Genomic DNA, 24,706 nt, shown 5'->3' on the forward strand with positions numbered 1-24,706 from the left:
GTTGCCGCCGCACCGCGCTCAGCGCGGCCGCCAGCGGTTCAGCAGCAGGGAATTGGCCAGCACCGAGACCGAACTCAGCGCCATCGCCGCGCCGGCGAGCACCGGATTGAGCAGACCGAACGCGGCCAGCGGGATGCCGAGCACGTTGTAGACGAAGGCGAAGAACAGGTTCTGGCGGATCTTGCGCAGGGTCGCCGCGGACAGGTCGATGGCGGTGGCCACGCCATCCAGGTCGCCATGCACCAGCACCACGTCGGCCGCCTCCACGGCGATGTCCGAGCCGGCGCCGATGGCGAAGCTGACGTCGGCCGCGGCCAGCGCCGGCGCATCGTTGATGCCGTCGCCGACCATGCCAACGTGCGCGCCGGGTTCGGCCTGCAGGCGCCGCACTTCCTCGGCCTTGTGCTGCGGCAACACCTCGGCCAGCACCCGCGCAATGCCGACCTGCGCGGCCACGGCCTGCGCGACATGCCGGTTGTCGCCGCTGAGCATGATCACCTCGATGCCGCGCGCCTTGAGCCGCGCCACCGCGTCGAGGGCACCGTCGCGCAGCGGATCGGCGATGGCGATGTAACCGGCAAGGCGGCCGTCCAGCGCGACCGCAACCACGCTCTGGCCCTTCGCCTGCGCCGCCTCGGCGCGCTGCAGCAGCGTCGCATCCGGCGCCTGCATGGACAGCTCGCGCAACCACGCCAGCGACCCCAGCGCCACCTCGCGAGTCTCGACGCGACCACGCACGCCCTTGCCGGGCACCGTCTCGACCGCCGCCACCGGCAGCGGCAGCGTCCCGCGCACACCGTCATCGGCGGCACGCCGCACGATCGCATCGGCCAGCGGATGCGCCGAACCGACCTCCAGCGCGGCGGCCAGGCGCAGCAGCGCCGTCGCATCGCCGCCTTCCGCCACGCCGATCGCAGTCACCTGCGGCCGGCCTTCGGTCAGGGTGCCGGTCTTGTCCAGCACCAGCGTGGTCAGCGCACGCGCGCGCTCCAAGACCTCGGCGTTGCGAATCAGGATGCCGGACCTCGCGCCCACGCCGGTGCCGACCATGATCGCGGTCGGCGTGGCCAGGCCCAGCGCGCACGGACAGGCGATCACCAGCACCGCCACCGCATGCACCAGCGCGGTGGCGAAACTGCCGCTGAGCCACCAGGTCGCGGCCAGGGTCAGCGCGGCGATGGCGATCACCGCCGGCACGAACACCGTGGCGATACGATCGACCAGGTGTTGGATCGGCGCCTTGGAGCCCTGCGCCGCATCGACCATGCGGATGATCTGCGCCAGCAGCGTGTCGGCGCCGACTCCGGTGGCACGCGCGCGGAGCATGCCGAACTGGTTCACGGTGGCGGCGAACAGGCGGCTGCCCGGCTCCTTGGCCACCGGCATCGCCTCGCCCGACAGCATCGCCTCGTCCACGCTGGAACGACCGTCGAGCACCTCGCCGTCCACCGGCACGCGCTCGCCGGCGGCGACCACGAACACATCGCCGACGATCAGTTCGGCGGCATCGATCTCCACGATCGCGCCGTCGCGCTCCACCCTAGCGGTCTTGGGCTTGAGGTCGAGCAGCGCGCGGATCGCCGAGGAAGTCCTGCGCCTGGCGCGCGCTTCCAGCAAGCGCCCTAGCAGGATCAGAGTGATGATCGAGGCGCTGGCCTCGAAATACACATGCTGCCCGGCCAGGCCGAACACGGTGACCGCGGCGCTGTACAGGTAGGCCATGCTGGTGCCGAGCGCGACCAGCACGTCCATGTTGGCGCGGCCGTTGCGCAAGGCCCCGAACCCGGCGCGGTAGAAGCGCGCGCCGAGCCAGAACTGCACCGGCGTGGCCAGCAGCAGCTGCAGCCAGCGCGGCAACGGCTCGGCGTGCTGGCCGCCGAGCGCATGTTCGATGGCGGAGACGTCCAGCATGCCGAACATCTGCACGAACAACGGCAGGGTCAGCAGCGCCGCCGCGGCGAACCGGCCCAGTTCGCGGTGCCAGGCGCGGCGCTCGGCCTGTTCGCGCGCTTGCAGCTGGGCCTGGTCCAACTCGCGCACGACGCTGGCGCCGAAGCCGGCGCTGCCGATCCGCGCGACGATGTCGGCCGGCGCGACCAGTTCCGCCACGTACTCCACATTCGCCTTGGCCGAGGCCAGGTTGACGCTGCCGGCGATCACCCCGGGCGTGTTCGCCAGCACCGCTTCGATCGCGGCCGCGCAGGACGCGCAGCTCATGCCTGTGAGGTCCAACGTCAGCATCTGCGTCGGCACCGTGAAACCGGCCTGGCCGATGCGCTGCAGCAGCGTCTGCGCATCCACCTGCTGCGGGTCGTAGTCCAGGCGCACGCGCGCGGCGGCGTAATTGGCCTGGGCGTCGACTCCGGGCAACTGCTTGAGCGCCTGTTCCAGGCCGACCGCGCAGGACGCGCAGCTCATGCCCTGCACCGGCAGGCTCACTGTGGTGGTGGTGGCCGTCGCGTTCATGGCTGCGGCTTGCCCGGCGCGGCGTCGCCGCGGATGTCGCCGAGGATCGGGCAGCATGCGGGTTCGCCGCTGCCCGGGCATTCGGCGACCAGCACGGCCAACGCATCGCGCATCTCGGTGAGATGCGCGATGCGCCGATCCATTTCGTGCAGACGCTTGCTCGCCCGCTGCTTGATGCCTTCCACGCCATGCAGGCGATCGTCCTGCAGCGCGAGCAGGTCGCGGATCTCCTCCAGCGAAAATCCCAAGTCCTTGGCGCGGCGGATGAAACGCACCCGCTCCACCGCGGCCGCATCGTAGTCGCGGTAGCCGGACGCGCGCCGCGGCGGCGCCGGCAGCAGGCCCTGGCGCTCGTAGTAGCGGACCGTGTCGATGGCGACGTCGGCCTGGCGCGCGAGCGCGCCGATGGTGAAGCGGGACGGAGTGGCGGCCGGATTCATGCGTGCAAGCTACTCCCTGGAGGCTGGTCCAGGGTCAAGCCATTGTCGCCGTTGCGCGCGAATTGTTCATTGGCCGCTCACGCTGGCGCCAAACCTTTGCCGCGCAGGCCTTCGCCAGGCATGGACGCCTGCCCTGGACCCGGCTCCAGGGTGCGCCGATGGCGCGCCGCCGCGCCTTCGCGGCGCTTGCCCGCCGCCATCGCTGCAGTATTCTTGACGTATCCCCTCGCGTGCCTTGCGTCCTCCGTGCCGATCTTCGCCTTGCTGACCCGCCTGTTGCTGTGCCTGAGCCTGCTGCTCAATGGCGCCGGCACGGCTGTGGCGATGCCGGGCATGGCAGAGGCGCCGCAGCGCACCGACGCTGGCGTCTCCCAACACCACGCCGCCGAGCACGCGCATGCCACGCGCGTCGCCGCCGCGGCGATGCCGTGTCACCACCATGAGGCCGCACCGCCCGCCGCGGAGCATGACGATGGCCATTGCCCCAAGCAGGCCGGCAAGCACGGCTGCTGCGGCACCGCGGCCGGTTGCCAGTGCCCGCATGCGCAGCCGCTGCCGGCGCTGATCGCGCTGCCGCTGGCACTGCCGATCGCCGCACAACCGCTGTTCCCGCGCGGCCGCCAGGATGGCCGCGGCGCGCCCGGCCTGCCGCGGCTGGAACGACCTCCCAGCGCCTGATCGCGACGCCGCCGCCCGCTCGGGCGGCGCCACGGCGACCGCGCATCCGCGCGCCGTCGCTTCTGCGCACGCACCGCCCACGCGGTCGCGCATCGCATCGCATCGAGGTTCGCTCATGAAACCACCTTCCTCCGGCCCTGCCCTGCCGTCGCGGCGCCGTTTCGTCACCGGACTGGCGCTTGGCGCCGCCGCCGGCATCGGCGGCCTGTCGCTGCGGCAAGCCCACGCCGCGGCGCTGGCGCGCAATGGCGCCGTGCCGTATCAGCTGCGCGGCACTGATTTCGACCTCAGCATCGGCAGCGCGCGGGTCAACTTCACCGGGCGCGAGCGTCCGGCCATCACCGTCAACGGCAGCGTGCCCGCGCCGATCCTGCGCTGGCGCGAAGGCGACACCGTGGAGGTGCGGGTCGCCAATCGCCTGCCGGGGCACACCCAGACCTCCGTGCACTGGCACGGCATCCTGCTGCCGGCGAACATGGACGGCGTGCCGAGCATGAGCTTCGACGGCATCTACCCGGGCGAGACTTACCGCTACCGCTTCGCCCTGCGCCAGTCCGGCACCTACTGGTACCACAGCCACTCGCTATACCAGGAACAGGCGGGCCTATACGGCGCGATCGTCATCGACCCGCTGCAGCCGCCGCCCTATCACTACGACCGCGAACACGTGCTGCTGCTGTCGGACTGGACCGACCTGGACCCGGCGGCGCTGTTCCGGCGGCTGAAGAAGATGCCGTCCTACGACAACACCTACCAGCGCACCGTCGGCGACTTCCTGCGCGACGCGCGCGAAGACGGCTTGCGCGCCACCCTCGCCGACCGCGGCATGTGGGGACGCATGCGGATGACGCCCAGCGACCTGTCCGACGTCAACGCCAACACCTACACCTACCTGCTCAACGGCGTCGCCCCCGGCGGCAACTGGACCGGCGAATTCCGTCCCGGCGAGAAGCTGCTGCTGCGCCTGATCAACGCCTCCAGCATGACCTACTTCGACCTGCGCATTCCCGGGCTGAAGATGACCGTGGTCGCCGCCGACGGCCAGTACGTGCACCCGGTGAGCGTGGACGAATTGCGCATCGCCGCGGCCGAGACCTACGACGTGCTGGTGGAACCCAACGGCCAGGACGCCTATACCGTGTTCGCCCAGGACATGGGCCGCACCGGCTACGCGCGCGGCACGCTGGCCGTGCGCCAGGGACTGCAGGCGCCGGTGCCGGCGAACGACCCGCGCCCGCTGCTGCGCATGCAGGACATGGGCCACGCCATGGGCGGGCACGCCGGCATGGAACACGGCGGCGCGGCCACGATGAAAGGCATGGATGGCGACTGCGGCGCCAGCATGGGCATGGGCATGGCCGGCATGGACCATGCCGCGATGGGCCACGGCACGATGGACCACAGCGCACATGCGCCTGGCGACGCCGGCGCTGCGCCCACGCATCCGCGCAGCGAACGCGGCAATCCGCTGGTGGACATGCAGTCCTCCGCCACCGCGCCGAAGCTGGACGATCCGGGCATCGGCCTGCGCGGCAACGGCCGCCGGGTGCTGAGCTACGCCGACCTGCACAGCCTGTTCGACGACCCCGACGGCCGCGAACCCGGGCGCGAGATCGAGCTGCACCTCACCGGCAACATGGAGAAGTTCGCCTGGTCCTTCGACGGCATCCCGTTCGCCAGTGCCGAGCCGCTGCGGCTCAACTACGGCGAGCGCCTGCGCATCGTGCTGGTCAACGACACGATGATGCAGCACCCGATCCACCTGCACGGCATGTGGAGCGACGTGGAGAACGCCGCCGGCCAGTTCCAGGTGCGCAAGCACACCGTGGACATGCCGCCGGGCACGCGCCGCAGCTACCGCGTGCGCGCCGACGCATTGGGCCGCTGGGCCTACCACTGCCACCTGCTGTACCACATGGACGGCGGCATGATGCGCGAAGTGCGGGTGGACGCATGAACGCCACGCCGCTCGCCACGCTGGCGCAGGCCATCGGTCTGGCGCTGCTGCTAGCGCATGGCGCTGCGGGTGCGCAGCATGTGCATGCGCCTGGAGCTGCCGACGCCGATAGCGCAGCTGCTGCTGCATCCACATCTACATCCGCACCTGCGGCATGCGCGTGTCCGCCGCCCGACGATGGGGCGCGTCTGCACACCCCGCCATCGCCGCCCGCCGTCGCCGACGGCGATGACGCAGCGATGGTACATGCCGGCATGGATCACGCGGCGGTGGGTCACGCCGCACACGTCGCGAATGTTCCGGCAGCGCCGACGACGAGCGACGGCGGCATGCAGCACATGGACATGGACCACGAGGCGCATGCCGACCATGCCATACCCGGCCATGCGGACATGCAGCACATGGACATGCAGCCGGCCACGATGGAGCACGGCACGCCAACCGCAGCGCAGGCCGATAGCGCCATACAGGACCACGCCGGGATGCAGTCGGGGACTGTGGAGCCGGGACCAAGGACCGGGGAGCGGAACCCCGGGAAAACAGAAGCGCGCCATGCTCACTCCAGCGCAGCGGCGACGTGTACCTGCGCCACTGCATCCGCTCCCACGCTACCGCGCGAGCCGATCCCAGCGCTCACCGACGCCGACCGCGCTGCCGCATTCCCGGTCCTGCGGACGCACGCGATGCTGCATGCGCCGTCGCGCACCGGCTACCTGCTGTTCGACCGGCTGGAAGGCTGGGACAACGACCACGGCAACGGCCAGGCCTGGGAAGCCAGTGCCTGGTACGGCGGCGACATCGATCGGCTGTGGCTGCGCAGCGAAGGCGAGCGCAGCGGCGGCCGCACCGAAGCGGCGGACCTGGAAGCGCTGTACGGCCACGCGGTTTCGCCGTGGTGGGACCTGCTGGTCGGGGTGAAACAGGACGTCGCCCCGGGCGATGCGCGCACCTCGGCCGCCTTCGGCGTGCAGGGCATGGCGCCGTACAAGTTCGAGGTCGCGGCCACGCTGTACGTCGGCGAAGGCGGCAGCGCCAGCGCACGCCTGGAAGGCGAGTACGACGTGCTGCTGAGCAACCGCTGGATCCTGCAGCCGCGGCTGGAAGCGCAGGCGGCATTCGCCGACGATCGCGCGCACGGCATCGGCAGCGGCCTGTCCACGGTCGAGGCCGGGCTGCGTTTGCGTTACGAGATCAGCCGCCGTTTAGCGCCGTATCTCGGCGTGGTCCACGAGCGCGCGTTCGGCGCGACCGCGGATTATCGGCGCGACGCGGGAGAAGCCGCGCGCGAGACGCGCGTGGTGGCCGGTGTGCGGGTCTGGTTCTGAGCGGCGGCCAGAGGATTCTTCCTGTCCGTTTTAACGGCAATTGGTTTTTGTAGGAGCGGCTTCAGCCGCGACAGGCTACCGATAGATCCTGTCGCGGCTGAAGCCGCTCCTACATCGCTTCGCCAACCGTACTGGCTCGACGCGCATCACGCGACACCACGGTGTCCAGCAACCGCTCACTCACACCAGTCCCGGCCGCTCAAGCGCGCAGCGAACCATCCTCACCGATTCGCCAGTCGCGCGGCGGACGCAGCGCGCCCAGCGTGCGCACCAGTTCCTGGTAGCTGCGCGCCAGCTGCCCGAACAACCCCGCATCGCTGGCGCGGGTCTCGGCCACTTCGTAGTAGGCGCCGCGGCCCAGGTCGATGAAGTAGTCCACGCTGACCCGGCGCCGCGCGGCCACGCCGGGAAACAGGCCGGCGATCAGCAGGCAGCCGTCGCCGACCTCGCGCAGCGCATCGGCGCGGGCGCGCCCGACCTGCTCCTGCGCATGCAGCCAGGCCAACGCCTGGGTACGCGACAGCAAGTGTCCATCGGCCTGGTAGCGCAGCAACACGAACACCAGATAGCTCTCGCGCGACTCGTCCAGCGGCCGGCCCAGCCGCTGCCCTGCTTCGTGCACCAGCGCCTGCCACAGTTCGGCCGGCGCCCCCTGTCTGAAAGACTCGTACATGCGTCCTCCTGCGTGGTGGGAACCCTCGCCAGGAGCTTATGCATAAGCTGGGCCATTGCGTTGGCAGCCGGCCGCGGCGGCTGCCAATCCGGCGTGCGTGTGCACGGCGAACGCCGTGGAGCCAGGCGGATACGCGGATGCCGCACGATGCCGCAATCACCGAACATGCGTGCATGAAACTGGTACGCCACATGCGCCGACGACCAGCGGCGATCCGGCAACCGTAGAGGCTCGCGACCGCAACGACGTCACATCACGTCACATGGCGCCAGCATCGTTGACCAGACCGGTCCGCTACACGCGCCGTGCCGACACCGCGACGCGACGACAACCCCGCTACTTCTTCCTGGTGGCGATCTTGCGGCCCGGCACGGCAGCCGGCGACGCCTGCGCGCGCCGTGCCGCCAGACCATGCAGGATCAGGTCGATGCCGGCCAGGAAATCCACCCGGTCGTCATGCGTGCGCAGCTGTGCGGCCATGCCGCGCACGAACGGGTACGTGTCCGCATCCAGCCGCGACCACGCCGTCGCCACCGCATCCAGGAAATCGGACCTGACGATGCCGCGCGTGCGCGCGAGCTGCGTGTTGGCCGCGTTCTGCCCGGCAACGCCGAGGATGTAGCTCAACAACGCGGAGACCGCGGCCCACTGCTCGTGGTCCGGCACGCCGAGCGCATGCACCTGCTGGCCGATGCGCTCGACGACGCGCACGATCGGCAATTCGCCGGGCGCGCGGGTGAGCGCCGACCCCATCCACGGGTGCGCATCGATCGCATCGAACATGCCCAGCGCCAGCGCGCGTAGCGCCGCCTCCGGCGTGGCATCGGCGCAGGGCGCATGCAGGGTGCGCGCGACGATGGCGTCGCAGGCGGCGGTCAGCAGGTCGCGCTTGTCGGCGACATGCCAGTAGAGCGCGCCGGGGCCGGTGGCGAGCCGTTCGGACAGCGCGCGGAAGGTCAGCCCGCCCTCGCCGCCGCTGTCCAGCAGCGCGATCGCCGCGTCTACGATCTGTTCGCGCGAGAGCGATGCCTCGCGTCGCGGGGTGCCGCGCGTTGTCTTGGCCATGCTTCATCTTGACATGGATGGAACGACATTCCAACATGTGGAACACCGTTCCATCCGTACTCGCGCCCGTCCCGACGCATCCACACGATCAAGGATTCAGATGCACACTCCCATCGCGATCATCGGCGCCGGGCTCGGCGGGCTCATGCTCGCCCGCGTGCTGCACGTGCACGGCATCGCCGCCACGATCTACGAAGCCGAGGCCTCGGCGGATGCCCGCCCGCAGGGAGGCTTGCTCGATATCCACACCTACAACGGGCAGCGCGCGCTCAAGGCCGCAGGCCTCTACGACGCCTTCCTCGGCCTGGTCCTTCCCGGTGCGGACGCAAAACGCATCGTCGACAGCCAAGGCGCCATCCTGATCGACAGGCCCGACACGGGCAGCGGCGCCAGGCCCGAAGTGGATCGCGGAAACCTGCGCCGTCTCCTGCTCGATTCGCTTCCCGCGGGCACCATCCGCTGGGGACGCAAGCTGGCCACGGCCGCTCCGCTCGGCGACGGGCGGCACCTGCTGCGCTTCGCCGACGGCGCGACCGTGACCACCGATCTGCTCGTGGGCGCGGACGGCGCCTGGTCGCGCGTACGTCCGTTGCTGTCGGCCGCAGTGCCCGCCTACGCCGGCACCTCGTTCATCGAGACCTGCCTGTTCGACGGCGACACGCGCCACCCCGCCAGCGCGCAGGTGATCGGCGGCGGCACGCTGATGGCGGTCGCGCCGGGCAAGGGCATCCTCGCCCACCGCCATGCCGATGGCACCCTGCAAACCTACGTGTCGCTGAACAGGCCGCAGGACTGGTTCGCCCGCCTCGACTTCGCCGACCCGGCGGCCGCACTGGCCCGCGTCGCCGCGGAATTCGATGGCTGGGCCCCGTCGTTGACGGCGCTCGTCACCGATGGCGATACCGACCCCGTGCTGCGCCCGATCCATGCCCTGCCGATCGAGCACCGCTGGGAGCGCACGCCTGGCGTGACCTTGCTAGGCGATGCGGCGCACCTGATGTCGCCGTTCGCCGGCGAAGGCGCCAATCTCGCGCTCCACGACGGCGCCGAACTCGGCCAGGCCATCGTCGCCAATCCCGGCGCGATCGAAGCCGCGCTCGCCGCGTACGAAAGCGAGCTGTTCCCGCGCAGCGCGGCCTTTGCCGAAGAGTCGGCGCAGAATCTGGCGATGTTCTTCGACGCCGATGCGCCGCAGGGCCTGGTCGCGTTCTTCGACGGCGTTGCCGTGTAGCCGAATCGGTTACGCAGCGGCAGGCGTGCCGCCTCGCGCCGGCGCGGCGGTGCCGGCATCGGCCATCGGCTGCGGCCGTCCCGAACCAGCGATGCGCCAGCGATCTCCCTGCGCGGCGCCGGCTGGCCTGCGAAGGCACGCAGGCCAACCATAGCGACGCACGCCCGCCGCTATTCCACCGTCACCGACTTGGCCAGGTTGCGCGGCTTGTCCACGTCGGTGCCGCGCGCCAGCGCGGTGTGATACGCGAGCAGCTGCACCGGGATGGTGTGCACCACCGGGCTGAGCAGGCCGGCGTTGCGCGGGGTGCGGATCACGTGCACGCCTTCGGATTCGCTGAAGTGGCTGTCCTGGTCGGCGAACACGAACAGCTCGCCGCCGCGCGCGCGCACTTCCTGCATGTTGGATTTCACCTTCTCCAGCAGCGCGTCGTTGGGCGCGATCACCACTACCGGCATGTTCGCATCCACCAGCGCCAGCGGGCCGTGCTTGAGTTCGCCGGCCGGGTAGCCTTCGGCGTGGATGTAGGTGATTTCCTTGAGCTTGAGCGCGCCTTCCAGCGCGATCGGATAGTGCAGGCCGCGGCCCAGGAACAGCGCGTTGTGCTTGTCGGCGAAACGCTCGGCCCACACCGCGATCTGCGGTTCCAGGTTCAGCGCGTGCTGCACGCTGCCCGGCAGGTAGCGCAGCTGTTCCAGGTACTCGGCTTCCTGCGCGGCGCTCAGCCGCCCGCGCAGCTTGGCCAGCACGCAGGTCAGCTGGAACAGCGCCGCCAGCTGGGTGGTGAAGGCCTTGGTCGAGGCCACGCCGATCTCGGCGCCGGCGCGGGTGTAAAGCACCAGCGCGCTGGCGCGCGGAATCGCGCTCTCGGGCACGTTGCAGATCGACAAGGTCTTGGCGTGGCCCAGCGACTTGGCGTATTTCAGCGCCTCCATCGTGTCCAGGGTCTCGCCGGACTGGGAAATGGTGACGATCAGCTGGCGCGGGTTGGCGTAGGCGGCGCGGTAGCGGTATTCGCTGGCGATCTCCACGCTGCATGGCAGGCCGGCGATCGACTCGATCCAGTAGCGCGCGGTCAGCCCGGCGTAGTAGCTGGTGCCGCAGGCGAGGATCTGCACGCCGTCGATGTCGGCCAGCTGCCCGGCATTGCGGCCGAACAGCGTGGTGTCGAAGCCGCCGGCGTCGAACAGCGCTTCCAGCGTGTCGGCCAGCGCGCGCGGCTGCTCGTGGATCTCCTTCTGCATGAAGTGGCGGTACGGGCCCAGTTCCAGCGAGGCCAGCGACACTTCGGACATGTGCACTTCGCGTTGCGCCGGCCGGTCTTCGGCGTCGTACACCTGCACCCCGCTGCGGCTCAGCTCGGCGGTGTCGCCCTCTTCCAGGAACATCACCCGGCGCGTGGCCTGGATCACCGCCGACACGTCGGAGGCGATGAAGTTCTCGCCCTCGCCCAGGCCGATCAGCAGCGGACAGCCCATGCGCGCGCATACCAGCACGTCCGGGCGCGACTTGCTGACCGCGGCCAGCGCATAGGCGCCGGTCAGTTCCTTGGCCGCGGCCTGCAGCGCCGCCAGCAGCGAAAGCCCCTGCGCGGCGTGATAGTGGATCAGGTGCGCGATGACCTCGGTGTCGGTCTGCGACTCGAATACATAGCCCAGCGCGCGCAGCCGTTCGCGCTGCTGCTCGTGGTTCTCGATGATGCCGTTGTGCACCAGCGCCAGGTCGCCATGGCTGACGTGCGGATGCGCGTTGGCCTCGGTGACGCCGCCATGGGTGGCCCAGCGGGTGTGGCCGATGCCCAGCGTGGCGTGCAGGTCCTCGGCCAGCGCCGCGCTTTCCATCTCCGCCACGCGCCCGGTGCGGCGCACCCGGCGCACGCCGTCGCCGGCGACCACGGCGATGCCGGAGGAGTCGTAGCCTCGGTACTCCAGCCGCTTCAGGCCTTCGATCAGCACCGGCACCACGTCCCGTTCCGCAATCGCACCCACGATCCCGCACATAGCCGCACCCTGCACCGAAAGATCGCCATTCTAGCTTTGTCCGCTGAATGTCCTATAGGACCTGCCGACGCGACTTGGATGCGCCATCGCATGCCCTGGCGGTACGGCTCGGATTGCGGCGAACCAGCACGAAGCTTCCGTATGTGGCGCGACCGAGTGGGGACCGCCGGACCTGGCCCCGTACACGATCCAGACGCGGATCGCGGCAGCGCGGCCTGTCCCGATCGTCCGGGAAGGCTGCGGACACGGTGTCCGCGAACGTGTCCGCGGACACGCGGACAGCCGCCCACCCCCATCGAACCGTAGCAATTTCAGTCACTTGCGATTGGCACGCGACGTGCTTTGGATTCGTTCATTCTCCACTGCGCCGACCCGACCGATGATCCGCGACACTTCCGCCCAGGACCAGGTTCTCGCCCGCCCCCGCTCCGCTGCCGCCTGGCGCCGCTGGTTCTGGCCCGCACTGATCGCGCTGGCGGTGCTGCTCGGCATCGCCTTCGCCGCGCGCGGCTGGATCGCCGGCAGCCGCTCGTTCGACGCGCAGCGCGTGCGCATCGCCACGGTCAGCCGCGGCGACCTGGTCCGCGACATCTCCGCCGACGGGCGCCTGATCGCCGCCAACAGCCCCACCCTGTACGCGATCTCCGGCGGCACCGTGAGCCTGAAGGTGGTCGCCGGCGACGTGGTCAAGCAGGGCCAGGCGCTGGCCGAGATCGACAGCCCCGAACTGCGCAGCAAGCTCGCCCAGGAAGAAGCCACGCTGGCCGGCCTGGAAGCCGAAGCCGGCCGCGCCGATCTGGATGCGGTGCTGGCACGCGCCAACGCCAGCAAGCTGGTCGACCAGGCGCAGATCGAGCGGCAGGCGGCCAGCCGCGACCTGGAGCGCTACCAGCGCGGCTACGACGGCGGCGCGGTGCCGGCGGTGGAATTGGCCAAGGCGCAGGACTCGCTGAAGAAGGCCGACATCGCGATGAGCCATGCGCAGAAGGATTCCGGCCTGCAGACCCAAGGCGCCGGCCTGGACGCACGCAACAAGCGCCTGCTCGCCGAGCGCCAGCGCGCCGTGGTCACCGAGGTGAAGCGCCAGGTGGACCTGCTCACCCTGCGCTCGCCGTTCGATGGCCAGGTCGGCCAGGTGCAGGTGTCGCAACACACCAACGTCGCCGCCAATGCGCCGGTGCTGGGCGTGGTCGACCTGTCCAAGTTCGAACTGGAGATCAAGGTGCCGGAAAGCTTCGCCCGCGACCTGGCGATCGGCATGCCGGCGCAGCTGACCAGCGGTGCCGGCGAACCGTTCGCCGGCGCGATCTCGGCGGTGTCGCCGGAAGTGGTCAACGGCGAGGTCAACGCGCGCATCCGCTTCACCGACAAGCAGCCGCCGGGCCTGCGCCAGAGCCAGCGCATGAGCGCGCGGGTGCTGCTGGATACCCGCAAGAACGTGCTCAAGCTCGAGCGCGGTCCGTTCGTCGAACAATCCGGCGGCCGCTACGCCTACGTGATGGACGGCAACTCGGCGATCCGCCGCCCGGTGGAACTCGGCGTCACCAGCCTGGGCGAAGTCGAGGTGCGTTCGGGCCTGCAACCGGGCGATCGCGTCGTGGTCTCCGGCAGCGACCTGTTCGGCGAGGCGCCGCAGGTGACGGTGCATTGAAGGCTGGGATTGGGGATTCGGGATTGGGGATTTGTAGGCCCCTGCCGTTTTCCTTCCCCGCTTGCTGATTCCGAATCCCGATATTCCCAATCCCCAATCCCCAATCCCCGCTTCACTGCCAAAGGACTACGTCATGCTCGAAATGCGCTCCGTCTCCAAGGTCTTCCGTACCGAACAGGTCGAGACGCACGCGTTGCGTTCGCTGGATCTGCATGTGCGTGAAGGCGAATTCGTCGCCGTCACCGGGCCGTCCGGCTCCGGCAAGACCACCTTCCTCAACATCGCCGGCCTGCTGGAGACCTTCACCAGCGGCCAGTACCTGCTCGACGGCCAGGACGTCAGCAACCTCAACGACGACGCGCGCTCGCGCATGCGCAACCAGAAGATCGGTTTCATCTTCCAGGGCTTCAACCTGATCCCCGACCTCAACCTGTTCGACAACGTCGATGTGCCGCTGCGCTACCGCGGCATGGCCGCAGCCGAGCGCAAGCAGCGCATCGAGGACGCGTTGGGCCGGGTCGGGCTGGGTTCGCGGATGAAGCATTACCCGTCCGAGCTGTCCGGCGGCCAGCAACAGCGCGCGGCGATCGCGCGCGCGCTGGCCGGCAGCCCGCGCCTGCTGCTGGCCGACGAACCGACCGGCAACCTGGACTCGCAGATGGCGCGCGGGGTGATGGAACTGCTGGAAGAGATCAACGCGCAGGGCTCGACTATCGTCATGGTCACCCACGATCCGGAACTGGCCGCGCGCGCGCAGCGCAACGTGCACATCGTCGACGGCCAGGCCACCGACCTGCAGCGCGAACCGGTGCTGGGGCATACCGGCCACGGCGCCGCGGCCAACGGCTGACGGCGCGGCGACGGCAGGCGAAGAACGGCATGTTCGGCTACTACCTTCAACTTGCGCTACGCAGCCTGCGCCGCAGTCCGGTGTTGAGCGCGTTGATGGTGCTGTCCATCGCCGTCGGCATCGGCGCGGCGATGACCACGCTGACGGTGATGCGGCTGCTGTCCGGCGATCCGTTGCCCGGGCGCAGCCAGCGGATCTTCTACCCGCAGCTCGATCCGCGCCCTGCCGGCAGCACCGGCCGGCAGCCGTTCGACAAGCTCGACTATCCCAGCGCGATGGACCTGTGGAAGACCGGGCGCGCCGATCGCCAGGCAGTAGTGGCCGAGAGCCAGATCAAGCTGCGCGCGCCCGAACGCGACGGCCCGGCGTTCATGGCGCAGATGCTGTCCACGCAAGCCGATTTCTTTCCGATGTTCCAGGTGCCGTTCGCCTACGGCAGCGGCTGGCGTGCGCGGGACGACCAGGACCACGCCCGGGTGGCGGTGATCTCGGCCGATCTCAACAACAAACTGTTCGAGGGCCGCAACAGCGTCGGACGCAGCCTGCTGTTGCGCGGCAATGCGGTACGCATCGTCGGCGTGCTGGCGCCCTGGCGGCCGTCGCCGCAGTTCTACACGCTGGCCGGCGGCAGCTTCTCCCACGGCGACACCGGCAGCTTCTATGGCAAGCCGCAGGACGTGTTCGCGCCGCTGTCCACCAGCCTGGAAATCAACGACGGCCACATCGAGCCATGGACCTGCTTCGGCACGCCGGCGCAGCCGCTGGACCTGCGCATTGCACCGTGCGTGTGGGTGCAGTTGTGGGTGCAACTGGATACGCCGGCCAAGGTGGCCGACTACCGGCGCCTGCTGGCCGACTACGCCGCCCAGCAGCAGGCGGCCGGACGCATCGGCCGCACCGACACGGCGCGCCTGTTGTCGTTGCCGCAGTGGCTGGACCACAACCGGGTCGTGCCCGGCGACGTGCGGCTGCAGAGCTGGCTGGCGGTGGCGTTTCTGGGCCTGTGCCTGTTCAACAGCGTCGGCCTGCTGCTGGCCAAGTTCCTGCGCCGCGGCGGCGAGATCGGCGTGCGCCGCGCGCTGGGCGCGTCCAGGCGCGCGATCTTCGCCCAGTGCCTGACCGAAGCCAGCGTCATCGGCTTGATCGGCGGCATCGGCGGATGGCTGCTGACCCTGCTGGGGCTGTGGAGCGTGCGCCAGCAGCCGGCCGCCTACGCCGATCTGGCGCGCCTGGACCTGTTGGCATTCGCCGGCACCTTCGTGCTGGCCGTCGGCTGCAGCGTGGCCGCCGGCCTGTTCCCGGCCTTGCGGGCAAGCCGGATCGCGCCGGCGCTGCAGCTCAAGACCCTGTGACCGGGCCCCCTCCATGATGCAGATCGCCCCCATCCTGCGCGCCCTGTCGCGCCACCGCATCGCCGCGACGCTGATCGCGCTCGAAGTCGCGCTGGCCTGCGCGGTGCTGTGCAACGCGTTCTTTCTGATCGGCAACCGGCTGGATCTGATGCACCTGGACAGCGGCGTCGACGAAGCCGCGCTGGGCCTGGTGTCCTTGTCCGGCTGCGACGGCTGCAACCATGCCGATCTCAATGCGCGCGTGCTCGATGCCGTGCGTCGCATCCCCGGGGTGCGCGCGGCAGGCACCATCAACACCGTCCCGTTCGCTCCGGCTGCAGGCAACAACGGCATTTGCCTGGACCAGGCCTGCACCGAGGTCGGCGGCGTGCCGCATTTCTATACGGCCAGCCCCGGCGCCGTTGCCGCCCTGGGCCTCAAGCCGGACAGCGGCCGCGCGTTCGACGACGCCGACTACCAGCCGTTCGAGCACTTCGCCCCGGACACGGCCGACGTGTGGGTCACCCGTGCCCTGGCCGACCACCTGTGGCGTGGCCAGGATCCGCTGGGCCGCGAATTCTGGGCCGGCGGCCACTACCGCGTGGTCGGCACCCTGCCGCACCTGGCCCGGCCCGATCCCGGCCGCAGCGAGGACGGCGCGATCGGCAGCGACTGGTCGGTGCTCATCCCGGTGCGCGAGGCGTCGCAATCCGGTGTCTATGTGCTGCGCGCCGATCCGCGCGAGCTGCCGCGCATCATCGAGCAGGCGCGCACCGCGGTGGCACGCGCGGCGCCCGACGCGGTCCTGGACGGCGAGTACAGCAAGCCGTTGAACGAACTGCGCCAGCGCTACTTCCAGAGCGATCGGGCCATGGCCAAGCTGCTGCTGGCAGTCATCGCCGCGATGCTGCTGGTGACCGCGCTGGGCATCGTCGGACTGGCCAGTTTCTGGGTGCAGCAACGCACCCGGCAGATCGGCATCCGCCGCGCGCTCGGCGCCACCCGCCGCGACATCCTGCAGCACTTCCACACCGAGAACCTGCTCATCGTCGGCGCCGGCGTGGTGCTGGGCATGCTGCTGGCCTACGCCGGCAACGTCCTGCTGATGCGCTTCTTCGAACTGGATCGGTTGCCAGCGACCTACCTGCCGGCCGGTGCCGCACTGCTGTGCGCGCTCGGCCAACTCGCCGTCCTCGGCCCCGCGCTGCGCGCCGCCGCCGTCCCACCCGCCACCGCCACCCGTAGCGCCTGACCCGAGACCCACGATGTTCGGTTACTACCTCCACCTCGCCCTGCGCAGCTTCGGCCGCAACAAGATCCTCACCACACTGATGGTGCTGGCCGTGGCGCTGGGCATCGGCGCCTCGATGACCATGCTGACGGTGCTGCATACGCTGTCCGGCGATCCCCTGCCCGGCCGCAGCGCCACGCTGTTCCATCCGCAACTGGACCCGCGTCCGCGCGACCTGCCGGGTGCCGACCAGGAGCCGCCCGACGAACTGACCTGGCAGGACGCGAACGCGCTGTACCGGCTGCACGCTGCGCCGGCGCAGACCATGACCAGCGCGAACTGGCTGCCGGTCCGCCAGACCCTGCCGAATAGCCCCTTGCGCATGCTCACCACCCGCGCCGCGACCGCCGACCTGTTCGCGATGTTCGGCATGCGCTTCCTCTACGGCAGCGGCTGGAGCCGTGGCGACGATGCGCAGCGCGCGCAGGTGGTGGTGCTGACCCGCACGCTCAACGACACCCTGTTCGGCGGCGCCGACAGCGTCGGCAAGACCTTGACCATCGCCACCCGCCCGTTTCGGGTGATCGGGGTGATCGACACCTGGGATGCGCAGCCGCGTTTCTACGATCTCAATTCGGGCGCGTACAAGGCGCCGGAAGCGCTGTACGTGCCGTTCGAGACCTGGCTGGACCTGCCCCAGGACTACGGCTATGGGCCGATGCAGTGCTGGGGCCGGGACCAGGAAGCGGGCCTGCACAATCCCAAGAGCGCGCAATGCACCTGGGTGCAGTATTGGGTGCAACTGCGCACGCCGGCGCAGGTCCAGCGTTACCGCATCGCACTGGACGACTACAGCGCGCAGCAACGCCAGTTGGGCCGGTTCGAACGCGCGCCCAACACACGCCTGCACGATCTGCTCGACTGGCTCGACTACAAGCGCGTGGTGCCGGCCACCGTGCGCATGCAGAGCTGGATCGGCTTCGGCGTGCTGCTGGTGTGCCTGCTCAATGCGGTCGGCCTGCTGGTCGCCAAGTTCATGCGCAAAGCCGCCGAGATCGGCGTGCGCCGCGCGCTGGGCGCCAGCCGCCGCGCGGTGTTCCTGCAATGCCTGGCCGAATCCGGGCTGATCGGCTGCCTCGGCGGACTGCTCGGCATCCCGCTGACCTGGATCGGCCTGTGGCTGGTGCGCCAGCAACCGGTGGCCTACGCCCAACAGGCGCATGCCGACCCCTCGCTGCTTGCGCTCGCGCTGGCCGTGGCGGTGCTGTCGGCCCTGGCGGCCGGCGTGTGGCCCGCATGGCGCGCTTCGCGCATCGCTCCCGCCCTGCAGGTGAAATCGCTATGACCGCGCTGAGACACGCACGCCCCATTCTTTCCGCGCTGGGCAGCCATCGTGCCGCGGTGGTGTTGATGGTCTTGCAGATCGCCCTGACCCTGGCGGTGCTGTGCAACCTGGTGTTCATCATCGCGCGCACCTACCAGCGGGTGGACACGCCGACCGGGGTGATGGAGCAGGACATCGGCCTGATCCAGAGCATCTCCGTGATCGGCGAGCAAGACAGCAAGAGCAGCGTCGGGCGCAGCCTGGATGTGTTGCAAGCGGTGCCCGGCGTGGAAGCGGCCGCCTTTGGCGCACCGCCGCTGTGGAATCCGAACCGGGTGCAACTGTTCCGGGAAGCGCAGTCGACGCAACCGGCGGCGCACGCGACGCTGTTCTCCGGCAGCCAGGGCCTGAACCGCGCCCTGGGCATCCGCATCGTCGCCGGCCGCGACCTGCACGACGCCGAGCTGCCGGCTGCCGCCGAGATGTTCGCGGAGAGCAACCATGGCGAGCGGCAGCTGCCGACGCTGATCACCCCGTCGCTGGCCGCCAAGTTGTTTCCTGGCGTTTCGCCGCTGGGGCAGAAGATCTACACCACGATGTGGAACCAGGCGGTACGGCTGGATGTCGTTGGGGTGATGGCACCGCTGCGTGGCGTGATCGCCGGCCACGACGACGATGCAGACGCGCTGCTGACCGAACTGCGCGTCGGCGCCGAAGGCTGGGGCGGCGGCTATCTGATCCGCAGCAAACCGGGGCAACTGCCGCAGGTCCTGCAACGCGCGGCGGCGGCGATGCAGCATGCCAACCCGACCTATGTGCAGCACCAGGTCGCCACCATGCAGGAACTGCGCGCGGACTATTTCAGGAGCGACAGCGCAGTGGCGCGCATGCTGCTGGCGATCATCGTGATCCTGCTCACCGTCACCGCGTTGGGCATCGGCGGGCTGGCCAGTTTCTGGGTGCAGCAGCGCACCCGGCAGATCGGCATCCGCCGCGCCATCGGTGCCACCCGCCGCGACATCATGGGCTACGTCCAGCTGGAAAACTTCCTGATCGTCGGCGGCGGCGCCGTGTTGGGCGCCGTCCTTGCCTACGTCATGAACCAATGGCTGATGCAACGCTTCGAACTGGAGCGGCTGTCCTCGCCCACGGTGCTCACCGGCATCGTGGCGGTATGGCTGCTCGGCCAGCTCGCCGTCCTCGGCCCCGCGCTGCGCGCCGCCGCCGTCCCACCCGCCACCGCCACCCGTAGCGCCTGACCCGGAGCCACCCATGTTCGGCTATTACTTTCGCCTCGCCTTGCGCAGCTTCCGCCGCAACAAGGTCCTCACCGCCCTGATGGTGCTGGCCATCGCGCTGGGCATCGGCGCCAGCATGACCACGCTGACCGTGTTCTACGTGCTCTCCGGCGACCCGATCCCGCAGAAGAGCGACAAGCTGTTCTACGTGCAGGTCGATGCGCAGCCGAAGGCCGGCTTCCAGCCCGGCGAGGAGCCGGACTTCCAGAACACGCGCTACGACGCCGAAACGCTGCTGCGCGAGAAACGCGCCAAGCGGCAAGCGATCATGACCGGTGGGTCGGCGGTGATCGAGCCGCTCAAGAGCGGGCTGAAACCGTTCAAGTCGGAAGTACGGCTTACCTCGGCGGATTTCTTCCCGATGTTCGACACGCCGTTCCTGTACGGCCACGGCTGGACCGGTACGGAAGACGAACGCCACGAGCGGGTGGCGGTCATCAGCAAGAAGCTCAACGAAAAACTGTACGACGGCGCCAACAGCGTCGGCCGCGAACTGCGCATGGACCAGAACACGTTCCGCATCGTCGGCGTGCTGGACACCTGGGCCCCCAATCCGCGCTTCTACGACATCACCAACACCTACGGTTCGGACGAACAGGCCTACCTGCCGTTCTCGGTCGCGATGGACCTGAAGATAGACCGCAACGGCAACATGAACTGCTTCGGCGACAGCAACGGCGATCAGACCTCGCTCAATGCGCCTTGCAACTGGATGCAGTACTGGGCGGAACTGGAGAGCCCGGCGCAGGCCGCCGATTACAAGGCCTACCTCGAGAACTACTCCAACCAGCAGCGTGCCGCCGGCCGCTTCGAGCGACCGAACAACGTGCGCCTGCGCAACGTGATGCAGTGGCTGGACCACAACGAAGTGGTGCCGGGCGACGTGCGCCTGCAGCTGTGGCTGGCGATGGGTTTTCTTTTGGTATGCCTGCTCAATACCGTCGGCCTGCTGCTGGCCAAGTTCCTGCGCCGCAGCGGCGAGATCGGCGTGCGCCGCGCGCTGGGCGCCTCGCGCCGTGCGATCTTCGCGCAGTGTCTGGTCGAAGCCGGCACCATCGGTCTGGCCGGCGGCATCGCCGGTCTCGGCCTGGCCGTGCTCGGCCTGTGGGCCGTGCGCCAGCAGCCCTCCGACTACGCCAAGCTGGCCCATCTGGACCCCACGATGCTGGCACTGACCTTCGCGCTGGCCCTGGCCGCCAGTCTGCTGGCCGGCCTGCTGCCGGCCTGGCGCGCGATCCAGGTGGCGCCGGCGCTGCAGCTCAAATCGTCCTGATCATCGCCCCCGCCGCACGGCGGCGGGCAGACCGCCAACGAAGGTCCCTCACAAGGTTATCGCCATGGACATCCGCCCCATCCTTTCCACCCTGCGCCGGCACAAGACCGCCGCCGCGCTGATCGTGCTGGAGATCGCGCTTGCCTGCGCCATCGTATGCAACGCGCTGTTCCTGATCGGCAACCGCATCGAAACCCTGCACCGGCCCAGCGGCATCGCCGAGTCGGAACTGGTGACGGTCTCGCTCGGCGGCATCGGCCAGCAGGTCAATGCGGCCGCGCGCACCCGTGAGGATCTGGCCGCGTTGCGCGCCGTGCCGGGCGTGCGCAACGCGACCGTACTCAACCAGGTGCCGTTCGTACACTACTCCTGGAACACCAGCCTGTCGCTGACCCCGGACCAGGAGCGGCCCACCCTCAACGCGGCGCAGTACATGGCAGAAGAAGGCACGCTGCAGACACTGGGCCTGCGGCTGGCGGCCGGGCGCGATTTCACGCCCGACGAATACCTGGATCTGGAGACCGCGCAAACCGACAAGGACGCGCAGAAAAAAGGTACCGCCATCATTCTCAATCGTGCCACCGCGGAGAAGATGTTCCCTGGGCAGAATGCTCTCGGCAAGACCCTCTATACCGGACAGATCCCGGTGCGCGTGGTCGGCATCGTCGACACGCTGGCGCGGCCGGCCGCGACCAGCGGCCTGGCCGAAATCGACTACGCGATGCTGCTGCCGCTGCGCCTGAACTACACCAAGGGCCTGTACGTGCTGCGCGTCACCGACCCGGCGCGGCGCCAGGAAGTGCTCGCCGCCGCGACCGCGGCGCTGATGAAGGTGGACAATAGCCGGCTGGTATTGAAGCAGCAGACCTACGCCGAAATCCGCGACGCCTACTTCCAGGGCGACCGCGCGATGGTGTGGCTGCTCGGCGCGGTGTGCGTGGCGCTGCTGATCGTGACCGCATTGGGCATCGTCGGCCTGGCCAGCTTCTGGGTGCAGCAGCGCACCAAGCAGATCGGCATCCGCCGCGCGCTCGGCGCCACCCGCGGGCAGATCCTGCGCTACTTCCAGACCGAGAACTTCCTGCTGGCCAGCACCGGCATCGTGCTCGGCATGCTGCTGGCCTACGCGATCAACCAGTGGCTGATGGGCAAGTACGAACTGCCGCGGCTGCCGCTGTACTACCTGCCGTTCGGTGCGATCACGCTGTGGCTGCTCGGCCAGATCGCGGTGTTCGCGCCGGCGCGCCGCGCCGCGGCGGTACCGCCGGCAGTGGCCACGCGCAGTGCTTGAAGCGTCCCCTTGGCCGGCGTCATGCCGGCCCTTTTTTCCAGGACTCCCGATGTTCGGCTACTACTGCAAACTGGCGCTGCACAGCTTCGGCCGCAACCGCCTGCTGACCGCGTTGATGGTGCTCGCCATCGCGGTCGGCATCGGCGCGTCGATGACCACGCTGACCGTGTTCCACGTCCTGGCCGCCGACCCGATCCCGGGCAAGAGCGCGCAGCTGTTCTACGTGGAGATGAACGTCTATCCGGACGAAAAGTACGAACCGGGCGCGACCGAACCGCTGCAGCTGACCCGCCGCGACGCCGAAGCGCTGTTGCGCGACAAGCGCGGCGACCACCAGGCGATGATGTCCGCCGGCGGCGTGAACGTGGTGCCGGTCAAGGCCGAACAGACGCCGTCCCACGTCGAAGCACGCTTCACCTCGGCCGACTTCTTTCCGATGTTCGCGATCCCGATGCGCTACGGCCACGCCTGGACCGCCGAGGACGACACGCGGCGCGCGCGCGTGGCGGTGCTCTCGCGCAAGCTCAACGATCAGTTGTTCGGCGACGTGGACAGCACCGGGCGCGACCTGCAGGTCGGCGAAAACATGCTGCGCATCGTCGGCGTTACCGAGGACTGGAGCATGAACCCGCGCTTCTACGACCTGACCAACACCGAATACGGCGACAGCGAGGACATCTTCATTCCGTTCTCGACCTCGCGCGACCTGCAGATGGGAGCGAGCGGCAGCATGGAGTGCTGGGGCAGCAGCGGCGATGGCCAAGACAGCGAGAACGCGCCGTGCGCGTGGATCCAGTACTGGGTGGAACTCGCCGACGCCGGCAAGCGCACCGCCTACCGCGATTACCTGGACAGCTACGCGCGCCAGCAACACGATGCCGGCCGTTTCAGCCATCCGGCCGATGCGCGCCTGAGCGACGTGATGACCTGGCTGGACCGCAATCATGCGGTGCCGGCCGACGTGCGCCTGCAGCTGTGGCTGGCGCTGGTGTTCCTCGGCATCTGCCTGCTCAACACCGTCGGCCTGATGCTGGCCAAGTTCCTGCGCCAGGGCGGCGAGATCGGGGTGCGGCGGGCGCTCGGCGCATCGCGCCGGGCGATCTTCGCCCAGCACCTGGTGGAAGCGGCAATGATCGGCGCAGTCGGCGGCGCGATCGGCCTGCTGTTCGCCTGGATCGGCCTGTGGCTGGTGCGGCAGCAGCCGGCCGACTATGCCGGGCTGGCGCACATGGACGGCAGCATGCTGCTGACCGCACTGGCGCTGACCCTGGGCAGCAGCCTGCTGGCCGGCGCGCTGCCGGCGTGGCAGGCCATGCGCGTGCAGACCGCGCTGCAACTCAAGTCGCAGTGACGCGCCGCGCACCCTCCTTCCCATCAGGAACGTTCCCGTGCATATCCGCCCCATTCTCTCCAGCTTGCGCAAGCACAAGATCGCCGCACTGCTCATCGTGCTGGAGATCGCCTTCAGTTGCGCCGTGGTCTGCAACGCGCTGTTCCTGATCGGCACGCGCCTGCACAACATCCAGCGCCCCACCGGCGCGGCGGAATCGCAGCTGGTCTACGTCAAGGTCGGCAACGTCCTCGGGCAAAACGATGCCGCCGCGCTCACCCGCGCGGACCTGGACGCGCTGCGGCGCATTCCCGGCGTGCGCAACGCCAGCGTCGTCAACCAGCCGCTGTTCGGCAGTTCGATCGGCTCCAGCGGCGTCTCGCTCGGCCCGGACCAGCAACGCGCCACGCTGAGCGCCACCAACTACTTCGGCGACGCGCAGCTGCTCGACACGTTGGGCCTGAAACTGGTGGAGGGCCGCCGCTTCAACGCAGACGAGGTCCTCGACTATGCGCACCTGATGGACCCGAACGACAAGGCGGTGGTGCCGTCGGTGATCCTGAGCCGGACTCTGGCCCAGCGCCTGTTCCCCGGGCAGTCGGCGATCGGCAAATCGATCTACGTGTACGGTCAGCAACGGGTGGTGGGCGTGGTCGAACGCCTGGTCCAACCCCGCGACTACGGCTCGGCGATGGACTACGAAAGCGCGATGCTGTTCCCGGTGAACATGCCATACACGCGCGGCACCTACGTGCTGCGCGTGGACGACCCGGCGCAGCGCGAGGCGGTGCAGCAGCAGGCGCGCAAGCTGCTGCTCGCGCACGGGCCGCGGCGCATGATCCGCGACCAGAGCAGCGTGTCCCTGGAGCAGGCGCGCGCGCACTACTACCGCAACGACCGCGCGATGGCCTGGCTGCTGGTCGCGGTGTGCGCGATGCTGCTGTTGATCACCGCGCTGGGCATCGTCGGCCTGGCCAGCTTCTGGGTGCAGCAGCGCACCAAGCAGATCGGCGTGCGCCGCGCGCTCGGCGCCACCCGCGGCCAGGTGCTGCGCTATTTCCAGCTGGAGAACTTCCTGCTCGCCAGCGCCGGCATAGGTCTGGGCATGCTGCTGGCCTATGCCGCCAACCTGTACCTGATGAGCGCCTACGAACTGCCGCGGCTGCCGCTGTGGTACCTGCCGGTCGGCGCGCTGGCGCTGTGGCTGCTCGGCCAGCTCGCGGTGCTCGGGCCGGCGCGCCGCGCCACCCGCGTGCCGCCGGCGGTGGCCACGCGCAGCGCCTGACCCATCG

General features: G+C 69.5%; 19 protein-coding genes. 14 read left to right on the forward strand and 5 right to left on the reverse strand.

What is annotated here, in order from left to right; genetic code table 11:
• Positions 1-18: 18 nt before the first annotated feature.
• On the reverse strand, positions 19-2,466 hold the full coding sequence (locus tag HEP73_RS18780) for a heavy metal translocating P-type ATPase (RefSeq protein WP_185821095.1): 2,448 nt from the start codon (positions 2,464-2,466) through the stop codon (positions 19-21).
• Positions 2,463-2,906, reverse strand: coding sequence for a heavy metal-responsive transcriptional regulator (locus HEP73_RS18785; RefSeq protein ID WP_185821096.1), 444 nt, complete (start codon positions 2,904-2,906; stop codon positions 2,463-2,465). Before HEP73_RS18785 ends, HEP73_RS18780 begins: the two co-directional genes overlap by 4 nt.
• Positions 2,907-3,119: 213 nt before the next feature.
• On the opposite strand from HEP73_RS18785, the gene HEP73_RS18790 reads away from it, so the two are divergent.
• The 3 genes from HEP73_RS18790 to HEP73_RS18800 all read left to right on the forward strand — a co-directional run bounded on the left by HEP73_RS18790 (position 3,120) and on the right by HEP73_RS18800 (position 6,866).
• On the forward strand, positions 3,120-3,584 hold the full coding sequence (locus HEP73_RS18790; protein ID WP_255423553.1) for a CopL family metal-binding regulatory protein: 465 nt from the start codon (positions 3,120-3,122) through the stop codon (positions 3,582-3,584).
• Between the two features lie 115 nt (positions 3,585-3,699).
• Positions 3,700-5,541, forward strand: coding sequence for a copper resistance system multicopper oxidase (locus tag HEP73_RS18795; RefSeq protein WP_185821097.1), 1,842 nt, complete (start codon positions 3,700-3,702; stop codon positions 5,539-5,541).
• 392 nt (positions 5,542-5,933) lie between these two features.
• Positions 5,934-6,866: a copper resistance protein B gene (locus tag HEP73_RS18800; RefSeq protein WP_255423811.1), complete on the forward strand. Its 933-nt coding sequence runs from the start codon at positions 5,934-5,936 to the stop codon at positions 6,864-6,866.
• A gap of 199 nt (positions 6,867-7,065) precedes the next feature.
• On the opposite strand, the gene HEP73_RS18805 is transcribed toward HEP73_RS18800, so the two are convergent.
• A complete protein-coding gene (locus tag HEP73_RS18805; protein WP_046978691.1) occupies positions 7,066-7,539 on the reverse strand; it encodes a hypothetical protein in 474 nt (157 codons plus the stop codon).
• Positions 7,540-7,875: 336 nt separating this feature from the next.
• Positions 7,876-8,604 carry a TetR/AcrR family transcriptional regulator gene (locus HEP73_RS18810; protein ID WP_185821098.1) on the reverse strand — a complete coding sequence of 243 codons (729 nt, stop codon included), beginning with the start codon at positions 8,602-8,604 and terminating at the stop codon, positions 7,876-7,878.
• A gap of 100 nt (positions 8,605-8,704) precedes the next feature.
• On the opposite strand from HEP73_RS18810, the gene HEP73_RS18815 reads away from it, so the two are divergent.
• Complete coding sequence (locus tag HEP73_RS18815; protein ID WP_185821099.1) at positions 8,705-9,835, forward strand: FAD-dependent oxidoreductase; 1,131 nt, start codon at positions 8,705-8,707, stop codon at positions 9,833-9,835.
• Between the two features lie 170 nt (positions 9,836-10,005).
• On the opposite strand, the gene glmS is transcribed toward HEP73_RS18815, so the two are convergent.
• Positions 10,006-11,835 carry a glutamine--fructose-6-phosphate transaminase (isomerizing) gene (glmS, locus tag HEP73_RS18820; protein ID WP_185821100.1) on the reverse strand — a complete coding sequence of 610 codons (1,830 nt, stop codon included), beginning with the start codon at positions 11,833-11,835 and terminating at the stop codon, positions 10,006-10,008.
• 379 nt (positions 11,836-12,214) lie between these two features.
• Between glmS and HEP73_RS18825 the strand changes: the two genes are divergently transcribed.
• The 10 genes from HEP73_RS18825 (at position 12,215) to HEP73_RS18870 (ending at position 24,699) form a co-directional block, all read left to right on the forward strand.
• A complete protein-coding gene (locus tag HEP73_RS18825) occupies positions 12,215-13,486 on the forward strand; it encodes an efflux RND transporter periplasmic adaptor subunit (protein WP_185821101.1) in 1,272 nt (423 codons plus the stop codon).
• A gap of 133 nt (positions 13,487-13,619) precedes the next feature.
• Positions 13,620-14,336 (forward strand): ABC transporter ATP-binding protein, encoded by a 717-nt coding sequence (locus HEP73_RS18830; RefSeq protein WP_185814049.1) that lies wholly within the window; start codon positions 13,620-13,622, stop codon positions 14,334-14,336.
• Positions 14,337-14,365: 29 nt separating this feature from the next.
• A complete protein-coding gene (locus HEP73_RS18835) occupies positions 14,366-15,688 on the forward strand; it encodes an ABC transporter permease (RefSeq protein ID WP_185821102.1) in 1,323 nt (440 codons plus the stop codon).
• Positions 15,689-15,704: 16 nt separating this feature from the next.
• On the forward strand, positions 15,705-16,919 hold the full coding sequence (locus tag HEP73_RS18840) for an ABC transporter permease (RefSeq protein WP_185821103.1): 1,215 nt from the start codon (positions 15,705-15,707) through the stop codon (positions 16,917-16,919).
• Between the two features lie 13 nt (positions 16,920-16,932).
• The gene (locus HEP73_RS18845) at positions 16,933-18,243 is read left to right on the forward strand and encodes an ABC transporter permease (protein WP_185821104.1); all 1,311 of its coding nucleotides are present in this window, start codon (positions 16,933-16,935) and stop codon (positions 18,241-18,243) included.
• Entirely contained in the window at positions 18,240-19,481 is a 1,242-nt protein-coding gene (locus HEP73_RS18850; protein ID WP_185821105.1) for an ABC transporter permease, read from the forward strand. The genes HEP73_RS18845 and HEP73_RS18850 overlap by 4 nt, the downstream gene beginning before the upstream one ends.
• A gap of 13 nt (positions 19,482-19,494) precedes the next feature.
• On the forward strand, positions 19,495-20,793 hold the full coding sequence (locus HEP73_RS18855) for an ABC transporter permease (RefSeq protein ID WP_185821106.1): 1,299 nt from the start codon (positions 19,495-19,497) through the stop codon (positions 20,791-20,793).
• 64 nt (positions 20,794-20,857) lie between these two features.
• The gene (locus tag HEP73_RS18860; RefSeq protein ID WP_185821107.1) at positions 20,858-22,084 is read left to right on the forward strand and encodes an ABC transporter permease; all 1,227 of its coding nucleotides are present in this window, start codon (positions 20,858-20,860) and stop codon (positions 22,082-22,084) included.
• Between the two features lie 49 nt (positions 22,085-22,133).
• Complete coding sequence (locus HEP73_RS18865) at positions 22,134-23,435, forward strand: ABC transporter permease (RefSeq protein ID WP_185821108.1); 1,302 nt, start codon at positions 22,134-22,136, stop codon at positions 23,433-23,435.
• A gap of 37 nt (positions 23,436-23,472) precedes the next feature.
• The gene (locus HEP73_RS18870; RefSeq protein ID WP_185821109.1) at positions 23,473-24,699 is read left to right on the forward strand and encodes an ABC transporter permease; all 1,227 of its coding nucleotides are present in this window, start codon (positions 23,473-23,475) and stop codon (positions 24,697-24,699) included.
• Positions 24,700-24,706 lie beyond the last annotated feature (7 nt).

It is taken from the genome of Xanthomonas sp. GW (genome assembly GCF_014236815.1).
Classification (GTDB): domain Bacteria; phylum Pseudomonadota; class Gammaproteobacteria; order Xanthomonadales; family Xanthomonadaceae; genus Xanthomonas_A.

Excerpts from the sequence above, each read along its gene's own strand:
- HEP73_RS18845 (WP_185821104.1), top strand. The coding sequence starts at position 16,933 with ATGTTCGGTTACTACCTCCACCTCGCCCTGCGCAGCTTCGGCCGCAAC.
- HEP73_RS18795 (WP_185821097.1), top strand. The coding sequence starts at position 3,700 with ATGAAACCACCTTCCTCCGGCCCTGCCCTGCCGTCGCGGCGCCGTTTC.
- glmS (WP_185821100.1), bottom strand. The coding sequence starts at position 11,835 with ATGTGCGGGATCGTGGGTGCGATTGCGGAACGGGACGTGGTGCCGGTG.
- HEP73_RS18805 (WP_046978691.1), bottom strand. The coding sequence starts at position 7,539 with ATGTACGAGTCTTTCAGACAGGGGGCGCCGGCCGAACTGTGGCAGGCG.
- HEP73_RS18835 (WP_185821102.1), top strand. The coding sequence starts at position 14,366 with ATGTTCGGCTACTACCTTCAACTTGCGCTACGCAGCCTGCGCCGCAGT.
- HEP73_RS18855 (WP_185821106.1), top strand. The coding sequence starts at position 19,495 with ATGTTCGGCTATTACTTTCGCCTCGCCTTGCGCAGCTTCCGCCGCAAC.
- HEP73_RS18815 (WP_185821099.1), top strand. The coding sequence starts at position 8,705 with ATGCACACTCCCATCGCGATCATCGGCGCCGGGCTCGGCGGGCTCATG.
- HEP73_RS18840 (WP_185821103.1), top strand. The coding sequence starts at position 15,705 with ATGCAGATCGCCCCCATCCTGCGCGCCCTGTCGCGCCACCGCATCGCC.
- HEP73_RS18810 (WP_185821098.1), bottom strand. The coding sequence starts at position 8,604 with ATGGCCAAGACAACGCGCGGCACCCCGCGACGCGAGGCATCGCTCTCG.
- HEP73_RS18865 (WP_185821108.1), top strand. The coding sequence starts at position 22,134 with ATGTTCGGCTACTACTGCAAACTGGCGCTGCACAGCTTCGGCCGCAAC.
- HEP73_RS18800 (WP_255423811.1), top strand. The coding sequence starts at position 5,934 with ATGCAGCACATGGACATGCAGCCGGCCACGATGGAGCACGGCACGCCA.
- HEP73_RS18830 (WP_185814049.1), top strand. The coding sequence starts at position 13,620 with ATGCTCGAAATGCGCTCCGTCTCCAAGGTCTTCCGTACCGAACAGGTC.
- HEP73_RS18825 (WP_185821101.1), top strand. The coding sequence starts at position 12,215 with ATGATCCGCGACACTTCCGCCCAGGACCAGGTTCTCGCCCGCCCCCGC.
- HEP73_RS18860 (WP_185821107.1), top strand. The coding sequence starts at position 20,858 with ATGGACATCCGCCCCATCCTTTCCACCCTGCGCCGGCACAAGACCGCC.
- HEP73_RS18780 (WP_185821095.1), bottom strand. The coding sequence starts at position 2,466 with ATGAACGCGACGGCCACCACCACCACAGTGAGCCTGCCGGTGCAGGGC.
- HEP73_RS18850 (WP_185821105.1), top strand. The coding sequence starts at position 18,240 with ATGACCGCGCTGAGACACGCACGCCCCATTCTTTCCGCGCTGGGCAGC.
- HEP73_RS18785 (WP_185821096.1), bottom strand. The coding sequence starts at position 2,906 with ATGAATCCGGCCGCCACTCCGTCCCGCTTCACCATCGGCGCGCTCGCG.